Here is a 25,592-nt window from a genome sequence, read left to right as displayed (position 1 = left end):
ATGCTGAAAACGACGATTTCGTGCCTCACCGCCCTCTGTTTCGCGGCCGTCCCGGCCGCCGCCGATTCAATCCCGTCGCTGGCGCTGTCGATGTGGGCGCGCACCACCATAGGACAGGTGGTGTCGTCCGCGACCGAAACGGGCTACGACTACCCGTTCCAGGGAGAATGGCTCGCCAATTTTGAAGGAGGACTCAGGCTCTCGCGGCAGGTGCTGCCCGGACTGGAAGGCCGTCTGCATGTCGGGTTCGCGGCCAACGTCTCCACGGTGCGCCAGAAAAACTTTCTCACCGCTGAACTCACGGCCAAGAAGTTCACCGCGACGCTTCTCGACGCCTCAATGCAGTATCTGAGACCCGGGCTCCTTGCGGCCGGCGACACGGCGCAGATCGAGTTCGGTTATTTTCCGTTCAAATACAACCCGCAGTCCACGAACCTCGGCGAATATATGTTCCGCAGCAACTGCTATCCGGCCGTTATCATGTCCGGGTTCGAAAATTCAATTGACAAACCAAAACTCGGCGGCCTGCACCTCGGCTATTCCCTGAAGGCGCTCGGGCTGCTCAGGCAGGACCTCATCCTCAATTCGGAACTCGACATGTATCCGCTCCACGACCTGAACCTTTCCTACATCGCCACCTACATGCCCCATCCCGCGTTCACCGTCGGCGCGGGCGTGCAGGCTGCGCGGCTCATCGTCTTGGACAGGTTCAAGACCACGCCCGCGCTCGACACCAACTACCATCCCACCCTCGACCAGTGGGTCGGCTATGTTGACCCGAACACCGGCGACACGACGCGGTACACGTTCTCGGGAGTCAAGCTCATGGCGCGCGCCACCTTCGACATACGCGCGCTCGCCGAGACGTTTGCCGGAAAACTGCGGCTGCTGGGCGCCGAAGACCTGAAGCTGTACGGCGAGGCCGCGGTCCTCGGCGTCCAGGATTATCCCGGATGGTACGCCAACGTCAGGCAGCGGATTCCGGTCATGGGCGGCCTCAACGTTCCCACGTTCAAGCTGCTCGACGTGCTCTCCGTGGAAGTCGAGTATTTCAGAAACCCGTACTGGAACTCCCAGGAATTCATGTGGAAAGACGGTTCGCCCGTGCCGTACACGGGCAGCTCGGCGGGGCTGAGCTACGCAAGCTGGAACGATTCGATGGCAAAGACCGACGACGACTGGAAATGGTCGATCTACGCCTCGCGAAGGCTCGGCAGGTTCCTCCGCATCAGCGCGGCCGCGGCGAGCGACCACACGCCCCGCAACTGGTATACGCCGGGGCCGCCCTCATTTGTCAAGTACACCGACATGGTGCCGCGGTCGTGGGACTGGTATTATATGATGCGGGTGACGATGTATTTCTGATATTTATTCGAGTCGATAAAAATAAAATTCAAGATATGGAAGGGCCTGGCCGGCCCTTAAACCCGCCAAGGAAAATGCGATTGCACCGCCCTTCAACCTCCCCCGGGAGGCTTTTTATGGTTGGTTCCTTGTCATGATTAATTTGTTGCAGTAGATTGATCGAGAATGAATTTTCAAATGATATAAAGTCCGTCCCGATCTCTGTACTCAAACCATCATCTAAAAAACTCCTGTCTAATTTCCATCCCTTTTTAAATCAATTCCTTACAATCCCCCTTGTATACATACTGAATACAGAATCATATTTCCCCGCTTTTTTATGGTGTTCTTTTTCCTTATTATATGTTAAATTTATCCTATATGGAAAAGATCTTCAAATACATTGACTACCGCAAATTCCTCCTCGACTACTACAACGAGAAAAAGAGCACCACGCGTTTCTTCTCATACCGCTACTTTTCCAACAAGGCGGGAATCAAGTCGCCGGTGTTCCTCAAGCAGGTGATCGAGGGCGAGCGCAACCTCACCCTGCAGACCATGGACAAGTTCATCCTCGCGCTCAGCCTCAACAAGAAGGAGGCCGTGTTCTTCCGCCACCTGGTGCAGTTCAACCAGGCCACCATGGCGTACGAGAAGCAGGAGCATTACAGCGTCATGCTGTCGATGATGGACTACGTGAACGAGCACCGTCTCACCGCCGACCAGTATATTTATTTCGACAAGTGGTACAACAGCGCGGTGCGGGAGCTCGTGTGCCTGCGCGATTTCCGCGACAACTGGGAGCTGATTGCGAAAAGCCTGCGGCCCGCCATTTCGCCGCGCGACGCCAAGAATGCGGTCCAATTGCTGCTGAGGCTCAACTTGATCAAGAAACAGAAGAACGGCGCCTACCGGCAGGTGAATTCGGCCATCACGAGCGGCAGCGACGTGGTGTCGCTGGCGCGGCGCTCGTTCAACAGCACCATGCTCCTGCTCGCCCGCGACTCCAACGAATCGCTGCCGCCCGACACAAGAAATATTTCGGGCATCACCATGGGCATCTCCGAGGCCTGCTACGAGGTGCTGCTCGCCGAGCTCGCGGCGTTCAAGGAGCGCGTGATCTCCATTGTCAACCGCGACGAGAACAGCAACAGGGTGTACCAGTTCAACTTCCAGATCTTCCCGCTCAGCCAGGACGTCTCGAACATCGGCACGCACGACAAGGGGAAAACGGTATGAGAGCGCTGTTTTTCGCCCTGTGCGCGGCCGCATGCCTCTGCTGGTGCCTGTGCACCGCCGTGACGCTCACGGGCGGCACCAGCTCATCCGAAAACGCAAAAGTAAAGGGCGCAATCATCGACACGGCCGGCGCGCCCGCGGCCGGCGCGCACGTGCTGCTCATCCCGGCGGGGTTCAACCCGGCGACAGACACCGCGGAAAAAAAGATCACCCGCGACACCACCGACGCCGGCGGATCGTATTCGTTCGCCAGCGTGGCGCCCGGCACCTACAACATCATGGCGAACAACCCGGTTTTCGGAACCTCCCTGCTCATCACGGGCATCGAATGCAAAAAGAAAGATACCGTCACCGTCTCGACGGGCACGCTCAAGCCGTCCGGCACCGTGGTCGTCGCGCTCGGGACCCCGGCCGGCGCGTCGGGCGCGGCCGTTTACATTCCGGGAACAACGTGCTTGAAGAGCGTTCCCGCGTCCGCCACCTCCGTGGTGCTGGATTCGGTGCCGCCGGGAAGCATTCCCGCCATCATGATGAAAAACCTTGGCGCGCCGGCCGATACGCTCAAGAGCAACGTCACGGTAATTCCAAAGGATACAACGTATCTGATCTTCTCCGCAAAACTCGTCATCAACACGTCGGCGACGGGCGCGAATGTCCAGAACGCGGTGACGCATTTCCCGCTGCTGGTGAGGCTCTCCGCGGCGGACGTTGACTTTTCGAAGTTCCGGCCCGACGGCGGGGACGTCCGGTTCGCAAAGGCGGACGGCACGCCGCTCAATTACGAAATCGCGCAATGGGACACCGCGCTCAAGCAGGCCGCCCTCTGGGTCTCCGTCGACACCGTGCTCGGCGGCTCGTCCGACCAATTCATCACCATGACATGGGGATTTTCCGGCAAAACGAGCGCGTCAAAAAGCAGCGCCGTGTTCGACACGGGCTTCGGCTTTTCCGGCGTGTATCACCTCGAGGAGGCCGGGTCCGCGCCGTTCAAGGACGCCACGCAGAACAACGCCGTCGGCGCGAATTTCATGACCGCACTTGACCGCACCGGAATCGCGGGCGCGGGCCGTGACTTCAACGGCACGGATTACATTCTGGTAAGTAAACAGATTCTCCCCATGGCCGCAAACGACTTCACCATTGCCCTGTGGCTCAACCCGCGCCGGGAGCGCTGTGTCATCGTGTCGAAAGACACCGCCATCGCCCAGGACTCCTGCGCCAAGCGGCTGTACCTCGGCGACGCGGCGGCTGATTCAAGCGGGCTGCATCCGTCGTTCGGCGGAAAAGGAAGCGGCGCCGCCGTTTCGGACGCGGCGCTGTCGCTCAACGAATGGCACCATCTCGTTTTCTCATGGAGCCAGGCCTCGAAAACGGCGTCGTTCTTCATCGACGGCGTGAAGACCGGCGTGGAATCCAACACGTTTGCGGCCTGTCCCGACAACCCCAAGGACCGGGTCATTTTCGGGTACGACGGGGCATACCTGTTCGGCTATTGCGACGAAATACACATTTCGAAGGCCGCCCGTTCGGACGACTGGGTGAAGCTGTCGTACGAGAACCAGCGGCCGGACCAGAAACTTGTCTCAATTGTAAAGTGAGGAACGCGCCGGAAAAGGCACTATAATAACCAAGCGGTCTGGAGCTGAACACGGATTCTACCTGTGTAAATGCCGTTTTTGCAGAGAGGGGGGTCTCCTGCAGACTGCGCATAAAGGCTCCAGCCGCTTGGTTTTTCCAAAATACATCAGCGGGCATTCTTATAACGCAAATTGTCGGCGGCGTGACACCCCAACCGGTGCGCGGCGTCGGCCATAACCTCTTCCCGTTTGCGGAGAATGCCCGCTTTTATTTTTACCTATCGCCGTTTAAAAATTTACTAAAAAATTGGGCGTTCCGCGGCTTCTGCATCGTTTAACGAACTGCAATATAATTATTATAAGTCAAGTGTTCTTTTTGAAGATAGCAGCTTCCGCAACCATATTCGTAAGCAAAATATTTGAACTACGGCAGATTATTTTTTGCCGTGCGTTAGGCAAGACTGGAGGCCGCGCAGGGGCGCGGTGCTGCCCGAGCCGAAGGACGACGACCCTTGTGACCCTTGGAAATCCCTGACGAGGGAGAAGCACCCGAAGGGGTGGACCGGAAGGACGGCCGACCCCTCCTCGCATAACAATGCGAGGAAGGGTAACGCCCAGATCTTATGGTACGAGATGCTCGCTTCATGAATTTTGGTAAACCCCGTCCTAATAGCGTATATTTAACACCGGGGGGGCGGATCTTTTTGGTTTTTTTTGTATTGAAAAAACCGTTCGATCGCTTATCCGGTGCGGACCATGTCGAAAACAAAAAGAGCCGTCCTTCCTGCATGCATCCTCGCATGTTCATTTTTCACTATTGCTCCGGCGGTCACCTACAATTTTGTCCATATAAATTTTTTCACCCAGGACGTTTCCGAGAACGCTTCCGGCGCCGTGTTCAAATATTTCCCGTTCAAATCCTCGGACGAAAAGGCCGTTATTTCGGGTGTCTCGCTTAATTATATAAAAAGCAACGCGCCGCTTGTCACCGTTGCCATGACAAAAGCCGGCGACTATTACACCGCGACCGTGCCGGCGCCGGCCTATACACAGATTGACTTTTACTACACCCTTGTCTGCTCGCCGCTTGTCGGAACAGGGACTTTTTCCGACGACACCAAATGGTTCACTAAAATTCTCGGGCAGCCTTTTACGCCCTCGCCGAAACTGCCGCTCACCGTGACGGCGAGCGGACGGTTCAGGGACCGCCACGAGAACGAGTACCGGTCGGACAATTTTCCCAACGCTTATTTCACGAACACGGCGTATATGTTGTCTTTCAAGGATTACGGTGACAGCATCGAGTTCGCCGTGTTTCCCGCCATGAACAGTTCCGCGCTCGAATTCCACGCGTTCAATCACAGCGTGGTTGATTCGATATGCGTACGCGCCGAGTTCGCGCTGAACATGGGCGCTGCAAATCTCCTCATCAACCAGCACACCGGGCCCGACCCGAAATTCCCCTCGGGGTCGCCGTTCGGTCCGAGCGTCCAATGGTACACCACCACGGTTGCCGCGGTGTCGGTCGGCGAGCTGGTCGATTTCGAGCTCCTCCTCACTGATCCGGCCGGGACTCGCAGTTACACAACGGCGCTCAACCGTTACTATGTGGGGAGCGGAAAACTCGGGCAGCGGTTTCAGCACCCCTGGGCCAACCCGGCCGGCGACGCGTCGATAAGCTACATCACCCAGCCCAGCTACGGTTTCACCCAGCATTGCGTCAACGCGGGCTGGGGCAGGTCGCCTGATTTCCTTTCGGGCAAGGCGCTGTTCGACACCGATTGGAAAACGGGCAACCTGAAAAATTTCCCCAGCGACCCGGACTGCAACGGAAGCCAGGTGATTTCCCCTGTTGACAAGAGCCCCTTTTACGCCGCCGGCAGCCTTGGACCCGGTTATCTTCAGGCGAGCTGCTATGAATGCCACGTTCAAGCAGGCGCGGGCCACACGGCCGACAGCGCGGGAGATTCCCTGCAGGCCATGGTGCTGCTGGGAGTGCGGCAGCAGGGCGGTATCGCGCCGCACCCGGTCTACGGGGACGTGCTGCAATGCAAGGCGGCCAGCGGCGCCGCGGGGGACGGCCAGGTCAAGGTGTCGTACACCCCCGTGAACGGCACGTTTAGCGACGGCGAGGCCTACACCCTGCGCAAGCCGGCTGTCTCTTTTGTCAATATGACCAAGGGGCCTCTCGACAGCACCGTCGTCTTTTCCTACCGCGTCAGCCCCTTGGTTTGCGGGGCGGGACTGCTCGAAGCGGTGCCCGAAGACAGCATCCTGGTCCGCGCCGACTCGAGCGACCGGGACGGCGACGGGATTTCGGGCCGTGCGAATTACGCGATAGACCCTGTTGACGGCGTGCGAAAGCTCGGCAGGTTCGGCTGGAAGGCGTCGGTCCCCAGCCTCAAGGGCGAAATTGCATACCTCGCCAACCGGTGCATCGGACTCACCAGCGGCTATTTTCCCGCGGACAGCGGCGGCGCTGCCGGCGCGGAACTTTCCGACAGCGGTCTCGCCCTGCTGCTGACGTATGCGGCCCTGTGCGTGCCGCCGCCGCGCGGCAACTGGCAGGATTCCTCGGCCATCCGCGGCAAAGCGCTTTTCGAAAACGCGGGCTGCGTCAAATGCCATGTGCCGGCGATGCACACCGGAACATCAAGCCAATTTCCCGAACTCAACAACCTTGAGATCCAGCCGTTCACCGACCTCCTGCTCCATGACATGGGCGCCGGCCTTGCCGACGATTACAGCCAGGAAAACGCGTCGGGCAGCCAGTGGCGTACGCCGCCGCTGTGGGGGATCGGATTCAATGGCGATGCGGGCGGCAGGGAAAGTTATCTCCACGACGGCCGGGCCCAAAGCATCATGGAGGCGGTGCTGTGGCACGACGGAGAGGCGAAAAAAGCGAAGACCGCGGTGCTCGCCTTTTCCGCGCAGCAGCGCGGCGACCTCGTCGCATTTTGCAAATATCCGTTCGCCGACCGGCTGCCCCGGCCGCTCCCCAGTCCCGTTCTTCCCCGGATGAATTCCTCTATGTCATCGCAGGGGGCATTCTCATGCTCCCCGAACCCGGCGCGCCGTTTCACACAATTCTTCATTGCATCGTCGATTTTCACCTTGCAGGGTCCGCTTGTCCTGCATATTTACAACCTGAGAGGACAATGTGTTTTTTCCAAGGCCATTTCGGCGAAGATAAATTCGATAAAATGGGACGTTACCGGATGCGAATCGGGCACGTATTTCGCGTTTCTCTCGGCACGAAACACGTCTTACAGAAAAGAAATCGTTGTGATGAAATGATTTTTCCGGCCTGCATGAAGATATTTCCAATCAGTCAAGTCAATTCATGGCGCCTGCCGGTCACGGCACCGTTCCTCCTTCTGGGCTCGGCTGTTCGCCTCGTTGCGGGGCCGCCCGCGTCTCGATACGCCACGCTAAAGTGCGGCTACTCGACGACCGGACGATTTGGTAGCTGGCATGAGGCAAACGACATAATAAAGACGCGAAGCGCAACTACCTCACCTCAGGGAACAAAGTGACAATTCGCACTTGCTCACCCTCCAGTTCCGCACTGGCGCGAAACATCATCCTATATGCTTTTCTTGTAAACATCCGTCTCAAATTCATTTTTCCTAAGGTATCCATACAGAACACTGCACCCAAGGGGGAAACTTCGCCCGCGAAAGCTGTTGACTGACAAGTAATAGACGAAAAGTTTTCTTCTAGTAAAAACCCCTTGCACTTGTCCAGCGAAGGGGTTTGAAATCTTCCGAAACAAAGGAAAATTTATTTTGATGCCGATCTCAGATATTTTTGCATGACGCCGTTGCTGTAGCGAATCAGGTACGTTCCGTAGCCCAGGGCCATCGATTCAAGCTCGGCCTTGTCTGTGCAGACGCCGATGCACTTCCCGCTCACCGTATAAACCGCAATTTTCCCGTAATTCCTGTCTACCATGCCCTGCGGATAAACGCCCATAAACACGCCGGTCGCGGCGCAATTGACAAAGGAAAGCGGCTTGACCGCGTTGAGGAGCTGTTTGCCCTGCAGATCCGTAATTTTCAGCGTCAGCGCGGTTGCGCTGTTGTACACCTGCTTGCAGGCGATGGAAACCCTGGCGCTGTTCCCCTTTGTCGAATCCGGCGATACCGTTGCATCGTAAAGGCTCTGCGAAAGGCCGCCGCCGTCGAGCGTGAGAACGGCATGGACCTGGCGCGCCGGCTTCGTGAGGAACATCTGCGCCGTCACCCGCACGCTGTCGTCCACGCTGCCGTCGTATTTGCTCTTGGGGGTCGTGAGGTTGGCCATGGCGTCGTCGGAGGCGTGCGTGACGCTGTCGAGGCCGAGCGAGGGCGAGAAAAACTCATGCCACGCCTTTGTCTCGCCGGCGGCGAACGTTGCTTTATGGTAAAACTGGTCCGAGATGCCGGCCCACGGCTCCCAGTACGGCAGGCCGCCGTACCCGCAGGTCCAGATCTTGCAGGAAAACGTCGTCTTGTTGTCGCAGATGCGCATGATCGCCTCGGGGCTCGCCGGGGTGTGGTTCATGATGCCCCAGAGGTTGCTTTTCGGATAGGCGTAGAGAATGCCCTGCTCGACCCAGTTCTTCCACCAGCGGAGCTTGTTGAACAGGAACCAGTCGCCGGTCACCGGCGTCTCCTGCGCCCTCAGGCCGTCGTACCCCGGCACGATGATGATGGTGTCGCAGGGCATGATCATCTGCGCGCCGTCGGTGAGCGTAAGGTTGGTGGGCACGCTGCCGGGGGACACGGTCGTGCAGGTCCAGTACTCGGTTCCAACCGAGGCCGCGCTTGGATTGACCAGCGTCACGTCAACGGCGATGCCCGTCATGCCGGATACGAGCGTCACCATGAAGGTGCACTTGATGCCCGTGGCGCCGTACGCCGAATGGCCGCTCGAATAACTTGGCCGCCAGGGAATGGAATCGGTCATGTACATCGCGATGGAAACCGTGTCGCTCGTCTGCTTGACAATACTGTAATCCCACGGAAGGAACCAGTACTTGCCGTGCTCGGGCGCGCCCCACGCGGGGAATATTCCTCCCCACACCATGAGCCAGTTGTAGTAAAACGAGCTCATCGACATCACCACGGCATTGGGGTCGGCCCACAGTTCCTCGTGGCCGGACGGCTTGTAGTAGAGAGAAATGACGCGCGCGCCGTAACTCGGAACCACCTTGACCCGAATATACTCGTTTTCCAGCACGAGCGTGGGGAGCGTGGTGGGAATGCTGCCGCCGCCGCTGCCCAGGGTGTGGTCGGGATTGAGATTGACGGTTCCATGATTGTAGTTGATGGTGCCCTGGGTAAGGGTAACCGCGGCACCCACCGGAGCGGCAATGGACAAGAGCGTTATTCCGGTAATAACAATGACTGAGTTCACAAGATTAATTTTGGAATTTATCAACGACATGCATTCTCCCCCTTTTTAGGACAATATGTTTAAGCGTTTTAGAAAGGAAGTGCACCGCGTCCCACATTTTCCGGCAGCATAGGTTTTGTCACCGGAAAATGCATTAAAAATTTCAGGTGTTTCCCCGGTCTTAAAATAATGAAAAAGCCAACTGTTATCAAGCAGGAAAAGCCAGCATCCACCTGCAAAAAAAAACAAGGAAAAAAAATATCCGGTACTATATAATTAGATATTATACGTAATTGAATGTTTTTCCCTGCTGCCACCCGCGGTTTCAGGGAATAATGGGATGGCTTTATTTCTATGGACAATCGCGAAAACCATATCATCGTGAAAAATATGGCAACGATGCCCGGTGCGGTGGCCCCTGTACCGTTGCCCGACGGCAAGCAGCAGATTCCGCTTGGCTCAGGAGTCATCACAAAGCTTTTGGGTCAGGGCGGCATGGCCGCGGTTTACGAAATATGGAACGCGCAGCTCGAGATGTACCGCGCCGTAAAAATCATCAACCCAGGCGCCACCGAGACAGTGCAGCAGCGCTTCCAGACCGAAATAAAAATCAGCGCAAAGCTGAGCCATCCCAACATCGTGGAAATCCACGGCGTGGGAGAATGGAACGGCCTGCCCTACATCGAAATGGAAAAAATCGACGGCATCGGCCTCGACAAGCTCATCGCCGAGCGCGGTGCGCTGCCCCCCTCTGTCTGCACCGCCATCGGCATCATGATCTGCCGGGCGCTCAACTACGCGCACAACCAGGACTGCTCCATTTACGGCAAGAACTACCACGGCGTGATCCACCGCGACCTCAAGCCCGCCAACATCATGATTTGCAACAACGGCATCGTCAAGCTCATGGACTTCGGCATCGCGCGGCCCGCCGACGTCTCGTTCCACACCATGGACGGCCTGGTCGCGGGAACGCTGCAGTACCTGGCGCCTGAGCAGCTCGAGAAAAAAAAGCTCGACGAAACCACCGACCTCTACGCGCTCGGCGTAACCATGTACGAGGTCGTCACGGGCATCGTGGCGTTCCCGCAAACGAGTTTTCCCAGGCTCATCGCCGACAAAACAAAAAACAAGTTCAAGCCCCTCGAGGAATACCACATCAGGCTTCCGGGCCGTCTGCGCCGCATCATTTACAAATGCATGGAGCAGGACCCCGCGAACCGCGTGCCCTCCGCGGCCGCCCTGCTCGACGAACTGCACAAGATACACGCGAACATCACCGGCAGGACCCCCGAGGAGGTCATGGCGGCGCAGATCGCCATCGGGGGCGGAAAAAAGGTGGTAGCGGCGGAGCGCCGGCGCTTCCCGTGGAAGCCGCTGGCGGCGGCGCTCGTGGTGGCGCTGCTTGGCGCCGCCGGATACCGGTACCTGTGGCCGCAATACAAGCTTTTCATGGACCGCAGGGCGGCCGCCCGCGTCCCCAGCGTCACCGTGCCCGTTCCGAAACCGGTGGTGCCTTCGCCAGCCGAGACGCTTGCCGCGGCAAAACCTTCGGTGTCCGAACCGGCGGCAATGCCGGCGCACAGAAAAGAATTCCCTTCAGTCAAGACATCGGCCCGCCCGGCGGAAGAAAAGCCTGCGCCCAGACCGGCAAAGGCCGCCTCGCAGGTGGAGCTGCTGCAGGAAAAATACGGCACCGACGACCTCCTTGTGATCATGGAAAACGAGCTCAAGGCCAAGAATTACCAGACCATCCTCGGCCTCTACGACATGCTCTCCCAGGAGCAGGCGCACACGGCGCAGGCGCTCATCTTCAAGCTGCGCGCGCTCGAGAAGACGCAGAACACGGGGCGGCTCGCCCAGTTTCTCGAGAGCAACAATATCGGCGACGGGGAATTCCTGCTTGCAAAGGCGAAATTTGCCTTTAAAAACCAGCGCTACGACGATTGCAAAAAGCTGCTTTCGCAATGCATGAACCTCCCGCACGCCTTCATCGACTACGACCTGCTGAAGCAGGAGGTGTACTATTACACCGCGCTGTGCGCCACCGCGGAGTTCGACGCGAGCCCCACGGAGCAGACCTACAAGGAGGCGCTCGATTCGTGGTGGCAGCTGCGCACCGCGCTGCGCGGCAACCCGGACCACGAATACAACAAAAAGGCCGTTTCCGAGCTGCAGCGCATGGCGAAGAAGATGCAAAAAGGATGATGTTTCTTCCGTCTTTTCTGTCAATCTCTCGTTATATTACATTATTATTACTTGACGGAGCACATGGGTTTTTGACAGACGCATACCTCAACCGCCCCGAGGATACCTCATGACCATCCCCTCCGCCCGCTGTCCAAAATATTTTTTGGTGATTATAAACGATTTGGCACCAAAAAATCCGCCGCTCCCCGCGGGTGCGCCCAACGGATGTGTGAATCTCGCCGCCGTCGGTATCCGGCCGCACCCGGGAGGGGGGAGCGGAGGACCGGGCGTGCTTTACGGGAACGAAATAGTTAGGAAATGTTGGAGCACGACCGGGCCGGAGCGAGGGGGAAACCTCCCCCACAAACTTTTCTTGATTTATTGTAGTTACTTTCCCGTCGGTAACCTCTTGTAAATCTCCACATACCCCGGCTCTTTTCTGATATTGTCCAGGTCCTTGTCATGATCGAGCTGCTTTCTTGTAAAGCCTTTATCCCCGGCGTTGAAAGCCTCTTTAAGCTCCCGTATCGCCTCGGTTTTTTTATTCTGCAGCGAATACATGCAGGCCATGTTGTAATGCATGCCCTGCTTGAAAGGCATTGTTGAATCGGCAAGCAGGGCCTTGCCCAGGTCTTCGGCTTTTTGAAATCGCCGGGCGCGGATGAACAGCGCCAACTTGTTGTTCTGCAGCGACGACCTCGCGTTTTCCCTTTTTTCCTGCATAAGCGCGTTGTCGTACACAGCCGCGGCGCTGTCGAAAAGGGAATCGTTGAGATAGAGCTGGGTCAGGCAGATCAGGGCCATTCCCGAATCGGGATTTTGTTCGAAATAGGTTCTCATCAACGCATAGGCGGCCTTGTTCAATTTTTGCTTTTGGAGCGTCCGCGCCGCGGCGCAGTAATCGCGCACGCTCGTTTTTACGGAACTTTCGGACTTGTTGATGACTTTCACCACCCACTTCGGTACGACCTCCTGCGCCGCAAGAGAACCATTGACAAATTTGAATACAGTGTAGTTCTCGGGATCTTCGGTTTCGTATGCGAAAAGAATGTAGTCGGAATAATTGATGACGTCCTTCTCCCTGCCCAGGCTTTTGCGCACGTCATTGATGTTCGTGCCGGATTGGAGCGTAGCGATCTGGTTGGCAACGCAACCAAATAGCAGCAGTGGAAAAATTGCGAAAAGCAAAATGGAAGGACGGGGCATGATTAGCGGTCCCGATGCTCCCTGTCCCCTTCGTCCTTGCCCTCTTGCTTTTTCTCGTTCTGCCGGGGCGCGGCGTTGGCATCCGGTGATTTTCGCTCCGTCGTTTTTTCCACCGCGTTTCCGTCCTGCCGGTTCGGCCTGCCCTCATCCCTCGGTGCATTGACCGCTGCTCGCTCCTGGTGCGGAGGATTCGTTGCCTTTGAGCCCGAAGGCGGGGACGCCAGCGGCACCTTTACCGCGACACGCGGCCGCTCAACCACCAGTTTTCCCGCCGAAACGGTAATCCCGCGGAAATGCGGGCCCGTTTTTTCCACGACGCGCGTCTCCACCGCGAGGGGCCTGACCACGGTGCGCGTGACGCGCGCGACAAAGTCCGCCGACGGCCCGCGGCCGATGACGCGGCCGTTGTTGACCGCGTAGTTGTCCCTGATGTAAACGGTCTTTTTATAGGCGATGTGGCGCTGCCGTATGTCAAGCCGGCAGGCAAACACGTCTTTGTCGCAAAAGTGCCGGGACGGCACGAAGAAGAAATCGTTGGCCGCGAGACCGAATTCAAAATCGTCGGGCACAAAGCGGCCGTGATAAAAGAACCCGTGGTTCGGCACGAAAACTGTGAACGGCGGCAGGGGCGCCCAGCCGCAGTATTCGTCGCCCGTGCGCCACCGCACCCAGGCCGGCCCCCAGGTCACGTCGGGCCACCATACCCATCCGTACGTGCCGTGGTGCAGCCACCTGCCGTAATGGAACGGCGCCCAGCCCCAGGGATAATCGGAGACCCATGTCCAGCCGAGGTCGGTATATACCCAGTGGCCGCTTGACATATAAGGAGCCCAGCCGGGATTGCCCACTTCGGCGGCTGGCCGCCAGTAGCGCACGCCGTCGATCCATACCCATGAGCCGTAGGGGTTGAGGGCCTCTTCGAACTCGGTCTGATCCACGTTTTCCTGCGGCTGGGGCGCCGTGCTTTCGACGGCGCTCTGTCCGGCGGGCGGCTTCGCATGAGCGTGCCGCAGCGCCTCGGCGATCACCGCGTTCGATATCCCGGCGCCCCTCAGCACCACGATGTCGTCGGCGTTGAGCGCCGGACCCGGCGGCGCGCTCTGGACGTACGCGATGAGGACATCGTCGTCCACGCCCGACTGTTTGAGCTTGATGAGCTCGTCCACCTGCGTCTGCGCGTGGACCAGCGAGACCGCTCCGCATGCGGCGGTGATAAAAAGGATTTTCAGTATTCTCATTTTGCCAGCCCCTTGATAAAGGTGAGGTATGAAATGACGCCCTCCATATTAGACGGGTACATTTGAAAAAATATTACATGATGCCCGAGGGAGGAAATAAAAGAGTGTACTTTTTATGCCGCCGTTGCGGGCTGCGAAGCCGGGAGGCTCCATTAATTTTAAGTTGGACGCTTTCACTATCCCCGATGGTATAATTGAATGTCTGAATCGAATGCAAAAACCCTTTTTCAAAATGCACACCTTTTTAAGGGGGCCATGATGGACGCCATTCATTCTTTCTGGACAGCCGTCCTCGTCATTTTTTTCATCATCGTATTTTTTAACGGCATACGCATTGTCCGGCCCACCTACCGCGGACTCATCGAGCGGCTGGGCAAATACAACCGTTTCGCCATGCCGGGGTTCCATTGGATCATCCCGTTCATCGAACGCATGTTCAAGGTCAATGTCACGGAGCAGATGGTGGACTCGGGGCCGCGCGAGATGATCACCAACGACAACCTCAACGCCGTGGTCGATTCCCAGGTGTATTTCAAGGTGAAGGCCGACGAGGAGAACGTGAAGGCTTCGCAGTATAACGTGAACAACGTCAACCTGCAGATCGTCGCGCTCGCAAAGACCACGCTCCGCAACATCATCGGCACGCTCACGCTCAAGTCGGCCAACAGCGAGCGCGGCAGGATCAACGAGGATCTGCACAAGGTGCTCATCAAGGAAACGCAGACCTGGGGCATCGACATCGTGCGCACCGAGCTCAAGGAGATCGACCCGCCCAAGGACGTGCAGGAGACCATGAACAAGATCGTGAAGGCCGAAAACGAGAAGCTCGCCGCGATCGACTACGCGACCGCCACCGAAACTTCGGCCGACGGCGAAAAACGGGCCGCCATCAAAAAGGCCGAGGGCATCAAGCAGGCGCGCATCCTCGAGGCCGAGGGCGAGGCGGAGGCCATACGACTGGTGAACGAGGCGGCGAACAAATATTTCACTGGCAACGCGCAGGTGCTTAAACGCCTCGAGGTGGTGCAGAGCTCGCTGCAGGACAACGCAAAGGTCGTGGTTCCGGCGAACACGGAGCTGGTGAACGTGATCGGCGACCTGGCCGGCCTGACGCCGGTTAAGGTGGGACGGGACAAAATGCAGGTTTAGGCCGGATTGTTCATTTTTGCCCAGGGTGAACGGTCGGCTGCAAGTTCATGTGTAAAGGTTTTATGCTCTCGGTAATAATTTGATTAGCAGTATCACCATGTGGTTCGAATCGCCATCAGCGGCAAAAAGACCCAAGGATTCATTGTTGACAAACGACATACTACGTTTCCTGCAATGGATCATTCCGGTCATGGCATTTTTTCTGTGTGGCTGTTCGGGCCCCACGCGCCCTCCGGAGAATGCATCCGGGCCCGACCTCAGCTATACGGTGACCTTTTACACCCTCGACTCCCTTCACGTCCACGCGGAACTCCGGCATTTTTCCGGATCCGACAGCGTGCGCATCCTGTTCCCGCCGTTCGCGGCCGACAACCCCGTGATTGTTTTGACAAAAGACAACATCCAAGGCCTGGCCGTGAACGGCACCGCCGTTGCCAAAAAACTGGGCGGCATTCCCTGGGACAACGATTCGGTGCAGCAGCTTTCACTCCCCGCCTCGCTTAAAGACCTCACCATAGACTACGAAGTCACCTTTCCGTACGCGCCGAGCCCTTCGCCGAACTACAACACCATGCTCCCCGGCCGCACCGGCAACATGGGATATTACCGGGGGCAGTACATTTTCTGCCTTCCGCGGTACGCGTCTGACGACGTGGGCCTGTGGCGGCATCCGGTGGAGGCGTATGTTTCCGTGGATGGCGGCGGCCTCGGCACGGTGACCGGCGCGGGAGACGCCCGAACGGCGCTGCGGTCCCCTTATGAGATTCTTTTTCTGCAGTTTGCGGTGAATGGCCTCGACATCACCTGCGCGCCGCCGCTCCAGTCCGGCCTGTCGATTATTTCCCTTTCGTCAAACGCGGTGCCGGCGCCGTTTTCCGCGGTAACGTGTTCCACGTTCAGCGCCGTTGACCGGCTGTGCCTCGGCTGCTTCCCCCCGCACGAGTCGCAAAAGTCCGTTTTCATCGTTGATTCGGGCAGCGGGCTCGAGGGAACGTATTCTTTTTTTCTCAGGTACACGGCGGGCGCCGACCCCATCCAGTGGATCCCCGGCATCGTGGCGCACGAATGCGTTCATGAGTGGGTCGGCATCCGCACCGGCGAGACCGGCGATCCCTGGTGGAAGGAGGGCACCGCGTCCTACTTCGGCATCCTGCTTGCCTACAAACTCGGCATGCTCACCGACCGGCAGCAGTTGCGGAAGCTCATGACCACCGATCTATCCGCAAATGTCGTCACGCAAACCGTCAGCCTGTCCCAGCCGTATGTGCGGCAGAACCTCTACGCCACCGACACCGCGACCAACTGCATCGGCCTGGTATATGAAAAAGGCAAGCAGGCAAACATGATCCTTGACAAACTGCTGCGGCAGGCAAGCGGAAGCGGCCAGACCCTGCTTTCGAAGACCGGGGTGCTCTGCTCGCGGTACGACCACAAGGCCTTTACAAGAGGGCAATTCGTGGCAGTGCTACAGGAAGGGAATTCCGCTGATATCGCCGGGTTTTTCAGCCGCTTCGTCGACTCGCCCGGCGTGCTCGACACGAACCTGCTCATTTCGACCTTTAATTGGCTCGACAGCGCGGGCGCGTTTTCTCCGCAATAGCTCGGACAATTCCACCGCAAAGAACGCAACAATAAAAGTTGGCTTGTGAAGGGCAAGTCCTCAGGTAACTCTTCTTTGCGACCTTTGCGTCTTTGCGGTGATTTTTTGGCATCACACGATCAGGTTGAACCCGTTGCACCAGATCGCCATGAGAAATCCCTGGAGCAAACAAAACAGAACGGTGAGGATTGTGTCCGCAGTCTGGTTGCGGCCAAGCAGGGCGCCGGCAATAAACAGCGGATACACCGATGCCATGTAGCGCATCGTGCCCGGCAGCACCATGTAGCCCGCGGTAAGCGGCAGGATGAGAAGGCAGAGGCCGAGCAGAGTATTGACCGTCCCGGCTTTCTTGTAGGTCAAGGCGACAAGCAGCGCGCCGATCACAACCGCCCATCCGTTGACAAGCGGCACTATCTGGTTCGTCACCAGGCAATGGGCGAGCAGAAAGAAGGGGTTTGCCCAATAGCTCCCCCACGCCGCGCGCTTGAGCGTGGTGTAGTAGAACGGGTCTCCGGTCACAAAATAGCCGAACAGGGAAAAAAGGCCGTATCCCAGCGGAATTCCCAAAAGACAAAGCGCGTCCCACCTGATGTTCTTCGGCTTGTATCCTTTTTCCAAGAAATATGCCAGGCACAGTACCGGAAGCACGAACACCGCAGAGGGCCTGCACAGACCCAGCAGAGCTCCGGCGCATCCGGCACGCAGCCATTGTTTTTTGCGTAAAAAATAAAAGGACATGATTGACAGCAGCAGAAAGAGCGATTCCGCGAACACGCCTGAAAGGATGAAGGCCGTTGGAAAGAAAAAAAGATACTTGACGCTTAGCAAAGCGTCCCGCCGGGGGAAATCAAGCAAGACCAATTTATACAGGTACCATGCCGAAAGGAGCAGACAAGCGTTTGAGGCAATAATCCCCGCGACAAGGTAATGGCCGTTCCAGAAGCCGAGGGCGGCGATGAGCATCGGGTACAGGGGAAAAAAACCGAAGCTTGTCTGGCCGGGATCAACGTTTTTCGGCAGGTCCGACAAGAGCGAGAGCGAGTACCCGTTTTTCGCAATGTCAAGGTACCATCCCGAGTCCCACACCGCCCAGATGTTCAGCCACAGGTGTTTTGAATAGTGCCAGACGAATTCGTGGCCGTGATACGGGTCTATGATGACATGCGACACGACGCCGATGAGAGTGAGAACAATCCGAGTGGCTAAGAATAATAGCAGGATGGTGCCGAGGCCGGGGGGAAAGGAGGATTTTAGTTTGAGCAGCAGGAAATTCATAATAGGTAATAAAATAAGATTTGGGCGTTCCCCTCGCCTTCGTCCCTCGGGCTCGGGTCGGTTCTCCCTCCGTCCCGCCCCCGGCTCGGGCTGCCACGGCCCCTATATGCCTTCGGCGAGGGCCGGGCAGCACCGCGCTCCAGCGACGGCCTGCGGTCGCCCCTAACGCGCGGCAATAGTTTTATTCCGCAATTTAATTGTATTGGCAGTTCTCCCCTCTCCGATCCGGAGAAGGGGCCGGGGGTGAGGTCTAGACAAAAAAGCAATCAAACATTTTATCGGACAAAATCAAAAAGAATTTGATGCATGGTCATTAATTATAATGTACAATCAGAGTAAGATCCCTTCTAAAATAACCATACAAGATTCTTCACGTCCAAGGCTTCAGGAGGTACCATGCTCCGTCAGCCTCCCCGTCATCAAGAATATTTTTTTATCGCCCTCGCAATCCTTCTTTCCCCTGCCGCTCTCTTGTCAAGCCCCGTCGTGCCCGGCCCGATCAGGTATTATTCGACCATAAAATCCATCGGTATCGAATGGGACGTGACCGGCGACACCAACCACAATGCGGCCTGCACCGTTCAATACCGCGCGCAGGGCGCAGCGGCGTGGAAGGATTTTCTGCCGCTGTTCCGCGACGACTTCCGCGGGTGGGACGGCACCGATTCGGCCGACCGCCGCTACGACATGCTCGCCGGCAGCGTGATGTTCCTCGATTCGGCCACCACCTACGAGGTGAAGCTGTCCATGACCGACCCGGACGGCGGCGGCAAGGACACAACATTGACAATAGCGACACGGCCGGTGCCCGCGATCCCGACGGACGGCCGGACGCTCCACGTGGCGCCGGGCGCGGGCGGCGGCGACGGCTCGGCGGGAAACCCGTATAAAGGCCTTGCCGCCGCGCAATCCGCCGCACAACCCGGCGACGTGGTGCTCGTGCACGCGGGCAATTACGGGAATTTCTCGTTCAACAAGCCGGGCGCCGCGCCCGGCTATATCGTTTGGAAAGCGGCGGGCGACGGCGACGCGGTGCTCGATTACGGACGGATCGCGGGCCACGACATCTGGCTCTGCGGGCTCAAGTTCGTCAACAGCCAGGCCCAGACCTACGCGCTCGTCGGCCAGAGCGGCTCCACCGCGAACGTGGTGACGCGCTGCTCGTTCACCGGGTTCAACTACAACATCACCATGCAGGAAGGCTCCGACGATTGGTACATCGCCGACAACACCATCGTGGGCGACAAGATCGACCCGCGCGTGGTGGGCGACTTCGGCGGCGAGGGCATCGAGCTCATGCACACCAGCGGCCACACCGTGTGCTTCAACAGCATCACGCGCACCGCCGACGGCATATCGTACACCAGCCGCAACTGCGACCTCTACAACAACGACATCTTCGACGTGGTGGACGACGGCATCGAGCCCGACTACGGCTACGCCAACGTGCGCGTGTGGTGCAACCGCATCACCAACCCGCGCAACCACGGGCTCAGCTTCCAGCCCATGTTCTGCGGGCCGTGGTATTTCATCCGCAACCAGATCATGGGCGAAGGCAATTACTTTCTCAAGTACCGCGTGGTGGACCGCTTCCTGCTCGCGCACAACACGTTCGTGGGATGGAACACGCTCAACATCTTCGACCAGAACGTTCTGTACGGAATGTCAAGGAACAACCTGTGGGTGCAGGCCGGCGGCACCGGCTACATCTGGGAGGCCATGCCCTGCACCGACGCGGGCGGGTGCACACAGCCCGAGCGCTGGACGCCCGACTGGCGCACGAGCGTCGACTACGACGGGTTCGATCCGGCCGTGAACAGCGCCGCGCCGGTGTTCAAATGGTTCGACCCGGCGCAGCGGTTCAACTCGCTTTCCGCTTTCGCGACCGCGACCGGGATCGAGACGCACGCCATAGCTGTTGACAAGGCGGACCTGTTCGACAGCCTGTTTTCGCTCGGCCCCGACAGCATGTACGACCGCCACTGTCTCACGCTGCGGCCCGGCAGCGCCGCGATTGACAAAGGCGTCATCATCGCCGGCATCAACCAGGACTACAAGGGCGGCGCCCCCGACCTCGGCGCGTACGAAAGCGGCGCCCCGCTGCCGTGGTACGGCCCAAGGCCGGAGAACGGGAATCCGGTGATTTCAAATTTGGGTGCGGGGCGCCGGACCCCGATGACGGTGTCGCTCGCGTATAGTGGACACGACCGGGGAGTTATTATAAGATTCTGCTCGCCGGATAAAGGGGATGCTGAAGCGGAGATTTATGATTTGTCGGGCAGGCAGGTAGCAAAATTGGCGGGGTATGCGAATTCCGGCGAGACGAAATCACTGGTTTGGAAGGGACGAACTAAAGGAGTTTACATATTGAAGTTAATGCACGGGAAGAATGGATATTCGGGGAGGTTTGCGGTGCGGTAATCTTGAATGGCTAGAAGGGCCTCACCGGCCGCAGCCGCGTAGCGGAGGAACGCCCAGATTTTTATTTTATCTTATAAGAAAATTTACAAACAGTAACAGGAGCCCATCATGCGCCCTTTTCATTCATCAATCATCATTCTTATTATTATGGCAGGCCTTTGCCTCGCCGACCCCTCCATCGTCACCCAGCCGCCCGCCAACACCTTTGTCATGCGACCGGATCTTGCCGGCCAGCACCCGCGGCTGTACTTTACAAAAGCGGACACCGCCTGGATCAAGGCGCGGGCAAAGGGGCCGTGCAAGTGGTTCTACGACCATTCCAAGCAGAGCTTCGCCGGCTACGAGGGCGTTCAGCCCGACCCGCCCGGAACGTGGAAAGACTACCTGTTCGGGTTCTGGGGACAGTTCGCCATGTGCATGTATTACGTCGTGGAGGGCGACACCGGGTACGCGAACACGGCGCGCGACTGGGCACTCTATTACGCGCGGCGCAACGACTGGCTCACCGACGACCTCATCCCCATGGACATCACCTCGGGCATGGCGCTCACCTACGACATCTTGTACGACCGGCTTTCCGCGTCGGAGAAAACCGAGCTGCGCGCGGCGCTCAAGCGCTCGATCGACACCATCATGCCCGCTTTCTTTATCGGAAACTACTGGACCGAGGACTTTGACAACAACCACATGCACAACCGCATCCACGGGCTGGCGCACGCGGCGTACGCGATCTACGGCGACGACCCGGCCGTCAACGTGCAGGCCGCGGCCGACCTCGCCACCGGTTGCTATCAGCAGGTGACCCACTGGCTCGCCGACGACGGCAGCACGCACGAGGGGCCCGGCTACTGGGACTACGGCTACCACTGGGTGGTGACCTCGGCCGGGCTCATCCAGCACGTCACCGGCGTTGATCCCTGCGCGGGAAAACCGCATTTCGTTTCAGACCATCTTTACCGTTTGTATATGAGCACGCCCGGGTTCAAAAACACCTTCGGCATCGGCGACGCGAGCGACGGCCCGCCCGACAACATCGACACGTGGATGGTTCCCATCGGCCGCGCGCAGGACGCGTCTAGTGACTCGGCATTCAGGCGGCTCATGCACGACCTTCCGGGCAGTTCGTACCAGCTCTCCATATACGGGCTGTTCTGGTACGACGATACGCTGCAGCCCAGGCCGTACTCGTCGCTGCCGTTGTACCGCTTTTGGCCCGACCTCGAAATGTTTTCCATCCGCGGATCGTGGAGCGACACCGCAACGGCCTTAGTGTTCAAGTGCGGTCCGCCCGGCGGCAACCGTCTCCAGCAGTTGCGCGGCACCGGCTATGCAAACGTGGCGCACGACCATCCTGACCAGAACCATTTCATGCTGTACGCGAACGGCCGCATGCTCGCGGATGACGACGGCTATCCCACGGTGGCGAAGCTCACGCGCAGCCACAACACCATCGTGGTCGATTCGCAGGGCCAGCGCCGCGAGGGCGACGCTTGGTACCAGCCGTTTTCCTACGATTCATGCGGGCATCTCGACGACATCATGCTGTCGGGCGCAAGCGCCATCGCGGCCGGCAACGCCACGAAGCTGTACTGGGGCGTGAACCGGTTCGTGCGCCATATCGCATTTGTCGAGGGAACGTACCTCATCTCGATGGACGATCTTGTGGGCGCGGGCGCGGGCCAGCACGTGTACGACTGGCGGCTTCACAAGGCGGGAACCTGGAGCGGCGGCCAGCCCGGCCAGTTCTTTGTGGCCGATTCGTTCAACATGCGCCTGGAGATAAAATTTCTGGAGCCCCCGGCCGCATCGCTGCAGACCTCGTTTCTTCCGGCCGAGCTCACGGCGCCGCCGTGCCTTTCAGCGAAAGTAACCGCGGCATCCACGCGCATCACGGCGGTGATGACTCCGCAGAAAAACGGCCTGCCGTCGCTCACCTGCGGCATGCCCGCCGCAATCGGCGCCGCCGCGGTGCAGGTGCAAGGCACCGGCTTTAACGACATGTTCGCCATGCGCACCGGCGCCTCGGCGTTTACCGCGGGCGACGTCACTTCCGATGCGTCAAACGTCCTGGTGCGGCGCGGCGCGGCGCCCGTTTTCGCGTCGCTCACGCGGGGGACCTACGTCAATGCGGCGGGAAAGACCCTGACGGCTTCCACCATCGCGGCCAACCTTGCCTGGCGCTTTTCGCCGGGCATATTCACGGTGGAGGCGGAGCCCGCCTACAACGCCGCCGGCGGGCCCGACACCGTTGCCGTGGGCGGGCTTACCCCGGGCCAATCCTATACGGTCACGGTCAACGGGGCCGCCGCGGGCCAGGCCGCCGGCGACGCGAACGGCATTGCGCGCGTGTTTGTCAACTTGACGGGAAGGACGACGGTTGTGCTGACTGACAATAGTCCGGTGATTTCAAGCATGGGTTCTCGGCACCGGACTCATTTGACAGCGTCGCTTCCGTATAGAGGACTCAACCGAGGTGTCACTATAAATTTTTACACACCAGACAAAGGCGACGCTGTCGCGGCGATTTATGATTTGTCAGGCAGGCGGGTTGCAAAATTTGTGGAGCAGGGAATTCCCGGCGGGATGGAATCGGTGACATGGAGGGGCGGGGCAAAGGGAGTTTATATATTAAAGCTGACGCAGGGAGGGGATGAGTTTCGGTGCAGGTTTGTGGTACGGTAGATAGACAAAGAAGAAAATCAAGAATAAATGCAAATTCAAGACATGGAAGGGCCTCGCCGGCCCTTAGACCCGGTAAGGGAAATGCTTTTTGCATTCCACCCTCCAAGCCTCCCCCGCCGGGAAGGCATTAATAAGATATTTTTTAGATTGACGAAATCATGCTCAATAAACTATCTACCGATCTTCAGCTGCCAGCTCTATTCACGGCACGACAACTTTCTGCGCCTCCACGCAAGCACCCCTCACTTTTATTGACACAAAATAAACTCCATGCGCATGCCCCGATTTCGAAAAATCAGGAAGCATCATTGAACCGTCTTTTTTTATCGCGCACGACATCACCTGCCTGCCGTCGGCCTTTACCACCGAAACACGCGCCTCGTCCGCGCCATGGTTGTCGATATAAATCCTGTCCGCAACGCGCCTTATAAATGTAATGCCGTTTATTACTTTTGGGGAAACCCTGGCCGCATGCACTGCGGGAAAGGCATTGAACCATATGCCGCGCTTGAGGGTGCCCGCCAAAAGCCCGCCGCCCAGCACGCTGAGGCTGTACACCGGCGTGTTTTCAAGCCCTGTCCCGCATGCCGACCAATAGGTCCCGTCGTTGGACGCGGCCACGCCGAGCGTGGTCGCGGCATACAGCACGGTGTCTTTTATCGCGAGCGCGGGGACGAAGTCGGTCCAGTTCGTGTCGACCCGCTTCCACACGACCGTGTCGGTGTCGGCGGCCCGGAGTACGGCCTGGGAGAACGTTCCGGCATAGAGCATGTCTTTCCTTTTTATCAACGAATAGGTATTGAGCGGGACCGTGATGCCGTCGTCGGCCACGCCCCATGTCCTGCCCGAGTCCGCGGAGCGGTACACGCCCGCGGCCGTGCCCGCCCAGAGCGTCTGGCCGTCCACGAGCACGGACTTGATCCCTTGCGGCGGCAGCCCGCTGTCGGAGCCCGTCCAGGTCGCGCCGGTGTCGGCGGAGCGCAGCAGGTACCCGTCCCCGGTGCCGGCGAACGTCCAGCCGAGGCCGATGGCGAGCGACTGGATATTTTTGTCCGGGAGGCCGCCGCTCATGTTCTGCCACGCCGCGCCGTTGTTGACGGAACGGTACAGACCGTAATAGCACCCGCCGAACGCGCCCGCGGCTCCCGCGGCCATGGCGACGAAGGCCACGCCGTTTGGAATGGGTGCCGCGGCCCGAGTCCACGTGGCGCCCTGGTCCGTGGAACGCGCGACGCCGTACTCGATCCCGGCAAACACCGCTCCCGGGTCGGAAGCCAGGGAAAGAACGGGTATGCCGGTAAGGCCGTTGTTGGCCTCGCCCCATGTTCCGGTGCCGCCGTTGTACCACACGCCGTCCCAGTAGGTGCCCAGCCACGTCTTGGCGCCAAATGAGGCGATGGACTTGACAGGCCGGAACCCCACGGCGTTGCTCCAATTGAAATGGACGCCGCTGTCGGTGGAAACGTACACGCCGTCAAGCGTGCCGGCGAAAACCGAGCCGCTCCCCGCCGCGAGCGTGTACACGATGGAGCTCCACGAGGAATCCAGCCGCTTCCACACCGCGCCGCTGTCGTCCGACCGGTACACGCCGATGCTGGTCGCGGCGAACAGGTAACCGTTCCACGGGAGCAGGCACCACACCTGGAGGTTGGCCAGGCCCGCGTTGACCTTTGTCCACGCGGTCCCGGCGCTGTCGGAGCAATAGATGCCGGCGCTGTGGACGGACGCGAAAACACGGTTCCCGTACACGATGATGGACCGCACGCCCTGGCCGCTGCTGTCCATGCCGGAGTCGCTCCGCGCCCAGTGAGCGCCCCTGTCTGTTGAACGGTATATCCTGTTGCCGCCGGTGCCGGCGTACAGGAAGGAGTCCGTTGCGCAGAGCGCGGTGACCATCTGATCGCTTGACAGGCCGGAATCGGCCTCGGCCCATGTCGCGCCCGAATCCGCCGAGCGGTACATGCCGCCCGCGCCCGCGGCAAAAAGATACCCGGTCGTCTTGAGCAGCGCCTGGACGGACGATACGCCGGCGCCGATCCCTTCCGAACGGTATTGCCACAGGGCGCCGTTGTTTACCGACCGGAACACCGCGCCGTTGTCGGTGGCGGCGTACAGGAGGGCGCTGTCGCACAAAAGCGCGTTGATCGTTCCGCCGTACGGACCGGTGCACTGGGTCCACTGGCCGAATGCGGAAGACGTGAGCAGGCATGCGGCGGTCAATACAATCCTCATAATTGACGATCCGGCGTGATGATAGTTCATGGATCCCCCTTTGATCGAGCGGTATATGAA

General features: G+C 58.8%; 14 protein-coding genes. 9 read left to right on the top strand and 5 right to left on the bottom strand.

From position 1 onward, the window contains the following. The 4 genes from VLX68_06025 to VLX68_06010 all read left to right on the top strand — a co-directional run bounded on the left by VLX68_06025 (nt 1) and on the right by VLX68_06010 (nt 7,457). Nucleotides 1–1,365 carry a hypothetical protein gene (locus VLX68_06025; protein ID HUI91790.1) on the top strand — a complete coding sequence of 455 codons (1,365 nt, stop codon included), beginning with the start codon at nt 1–3 and terminating at the stop codon, nt 1,363–1,365. Between the two features lie 360 nt (nt 1,366–1,725). Continuing rightward, on the top strand, nt 1,726–2,583 hold the full coding sequence (locus VLX68_06020; protein ID HUI91789.1) for a TIGR02147 family protein: 858 nt from the start codon (nt 1,726–1,728) through the stop codon (nt 2,581–2,583). After that, the gene (locus VLX68_06015) at nt 2,580–4,181 is read left to right on the top strand and encodes a DUF2341 domain-containing protein (GenBank protein HUI91788.1); all 1,602 of its coding nucleotides are present in this window, start codon (nt 2,580–2,582) and stop codon (nt 4,179–4,181) included. The genes VLX68_06020 and VLX68_06015 overlap by 4 nt, the downstream gene beginning before the upstream one ends. A gap of 735 nt (nt 4,182–4,916) precedes the next feature. Then, nucleotides 4,917–7,457, top strand: coding sequence for a di-heme oxidoredictase family protein (locus VLX68_06010; protein ID HUI91787.1), 2,541 nt, complete (start codon nt 4,917–4,919; stop codon nt 7,455–7,457). Nucleotides 7,458–7,943: 486 nt separating this feature from the next. Here the strand turns inward: VLX68_06010 and VLX68_06005 are convergent, their stop codons facing one another. Next, nucleotides 7,944–9,590 carry a hypothetical protein gene (locus VLX68_06005; protein ID HUI91786.1) on the bottom strand — a complete coding sequence of 549 codons (1,647 nt, stop codon included), beginning with the start codon at nt 9,588–9,590 and terminating at the stop codon, nt 7,944–7,946. Between the two features lie 303 nt (nt 9,591–9,893). Here VLX68_06005 and VLX68_06000 point away from each other — a divergent pair, with 303 nt between their 5' ends. Then, complete coding sequence (locus VLX68_06000; GenBank protein ID HUI91785.1) at nt 9,894–11,747, top strand: serine/threonine-protein kinase; 1,854 nt, start codon at nt 9,894–9,896, stop codon at nt 11,745–11,747. Nucleotides 11,748–12,116: 369 nt separating this feature from the next. Here the strand turns inward: VLX68_06000 and VLX68_05995 are convergent, their stop codons facing one another. Then, entirely contained in the window at nt 12,117–12,935 is an 819-nt protein-coding gene (locus tag VLX68_05995) for a hypothetical protein (GenBank protein ID HUI91784.1), read from the bottom strand. 2 nt (nt 12,936–12,937) lie between these two features. Beyond that, complete coding sequence (locus tag VLX68_05990; protein ID HUI91783.1) at nt 12,938–14,173, bottom strand: DUF6600 domain-containing protein; 1,236 nt, start codon at nt 14,171–14,173, stop codon at nt 12,938–12,940. Between the two features lie 255 nt (nt 14,174–14,428). Between VLX68_05990 and VLX68_05985 the strand changes: the two genes are divergently transcribed. Together VLX68_05985 and VLX68_05980 are read left to right on the top strand one after the other, a co-directional pair. Continuing rightward, entirely contained in the window at nt 14,429–15,322 is an 894-nt protein-coding gene (locus tag VLX68_05985; GenBank protein ID HUI91782.1) for an SPFH domain-containing protein, read from the top strand. A 97-nt stretch (nt 15,323–15,419) separates the two neighbouring features. Next, entirely contained in the window at nt 15,420–16,922 is a 1,503-nt protein-coding gene (locus tag VLX68_05980) for a M1 family aminopeptidase (GenBank protein HUI91781.1), read from the top strand. 111 nt (nt 16,923–17,033) lie between these two features. On the opposite strand, the gene VLX68_05975 is transcribed toward VLX68_05980, so the two are convergent. Next, a complete protein-coding gene (locus VLX68_05975; GenBank protein ID HUI91780.1) occupies nt 17,034–18,197 on the bottom strand; it encodes a hypothetical protein in 1,164 nt (387 codons plus the stop codon). Nucleotides 18,198–18,593: 396 nt separating this feature from the next. Here VLX68_05975 and VLX68_05970 point away from each other — a divergent pair, with 396 nt between their 5' ends. Both VLX68_05970 and VLX68_05965 read left to right on the top strand, forming a co-directional pair. Continuing rightward, nucleotides 18,594–20,618, top strand: coding sequence for a right-handed parallel beta-helix repeat-containing protein (locus tag VLX68_05970; protein HUI91779.1), 2,025 nt, complete (start codon nt 18,594–18,596; stop codon nt 20,616–20,618). Nucleotides 20,619–20,726: 108 nt separating this feature from the next. Beyond that, on the top strand, nt 20,727–23,300 hold the full coding sequence (locus tag VLX68_05965) for a DUF4962 domain-containing protein (GenBank protein HUI91778.1): 2,574 nt from the start codon (nt 20,727–20,729) through the stop codon (nt 23,298–23,300). A 201-nt stretch (nt 23,301–23,501) separates the two neighbouring features. Here VLX68_05965 and VLX68_05960 read toward each other — a convergent pair whose 3' ends face one another. Further along, on the bottom strand, nt 23,502–25,562 hold the full coding sequence (locus tag VLX68_05960) for a hypothetical protein (protein HUI91777.1): 2,061 nt from the start codon (nt 25,560–25,562) through the stop codon (nt 23,502–23,504). Nucleotides 25,563–25,592: the final 30 nt, after the last annotated feature.

This window comes from Chitinivibrionales bacterium (genome assembly GCA_035516255.1).
Lineage (GTDB): Bacteria > Fibrobacterota > Chitinivibrionia > Chitinivibrionales > FEN-1185 > FEN-1185.
The sequence above is the reverse complement of the archived record's forward strand: the minus strand, read 5'-3'. Positions and strand labels throughout refer to the sequence as shown.

Coding starts and splice junctions, on each gene's coding strand:
- VLX68_06025 (HUI91790.1), top strand. CDS start 1: ATGCTGAAAACGACGATTTCGTGCCTCACCGCCCTCTGTTTCGCGGCC.
- VLX68_06020 (HUI91789.1), top strand. CDS start 1,726: ATGGAAAAGATCTTCAAATACATTGACTACCGCAAATTCCTCCTCGAC.
- VLX68_06015 (HUI91788.1), top strand. CDS start 2,580: ATGAGAGCGCTGTTTTTCGCCCTGTGCGCGGCCGCATGCCTCTGCTGG.
- VLX68_06010 (HUI91787.1), top strand. CDS start 4,917: ATGTCGAAAACAAAAAGAGCCGTCCTTCCTGCATGCATCCTCGCATGT.
- VLX68_06005 (HUI91786.1), bottom strand. CDS start 9,590: ATGTCGTTGATAAATTCCAAAATTAATCTTGTGAACTCAGTCATTGTT.
- VLX68_06000 (HUI91785.1), top strand. CDS start 9,894: ATGGACAATCGCGAAAACCATATCATCGTGAAAAATATGGCAACGATG.
- VLX68_05995 (HUI91784.1), bottom strand. CDS start 12,935: ATGCCCCGTCCTTCCATTTTGCTTTTCGCAATTTTTCCACTGCTGCTA.
- VLX68_05990 (HUI91783.1), bottom strand. CDS start 14,173: ATGAGAATACTGAAAATCCTTTTTATCACCGCCGCATGCGGAGCGGTC.
- VLX68_05985 (HUI91782.1), top strand. CDS start 14,429: ATGATGGACGCCATTCATTCTTTCTGGACAGCCGTCCTCGTCATTTTT.
- VLX68_05980 (HUI91781.1), top strand. CDS start 15,420: ATGTGGTTCGAATCGCCATCAGCGGCAAAAAGACCCAAGGATTCATTG.
- VLX68_05975 (HUI91780.1), bottom strand. CDS start 18,197: ATGAATTTCCTGCTGCTCAAACTAAAATCCTCCTTTCCCCCCGGCCTC.
- VLX68_05970 (HUI91779.1), top strand. CDS start 18,594: ATGCTCCGTCAGCCTCCCCGTCATCAAGAATATTTTTTTATCGCCCTC.
- VLX68_05965 (HUI91778.1), top strand. CDS start 20,727: ATGCGCCCTTTTCATTCATCAATCATCATTCTTATTATTATGGCAGGC.
- VLX68_05960 (HUI91777.1), bottom strand. CDS start 25,562: ATGAACTATCATCACGCCGGATCGTCAATTATGAGGATTGTATTGACC.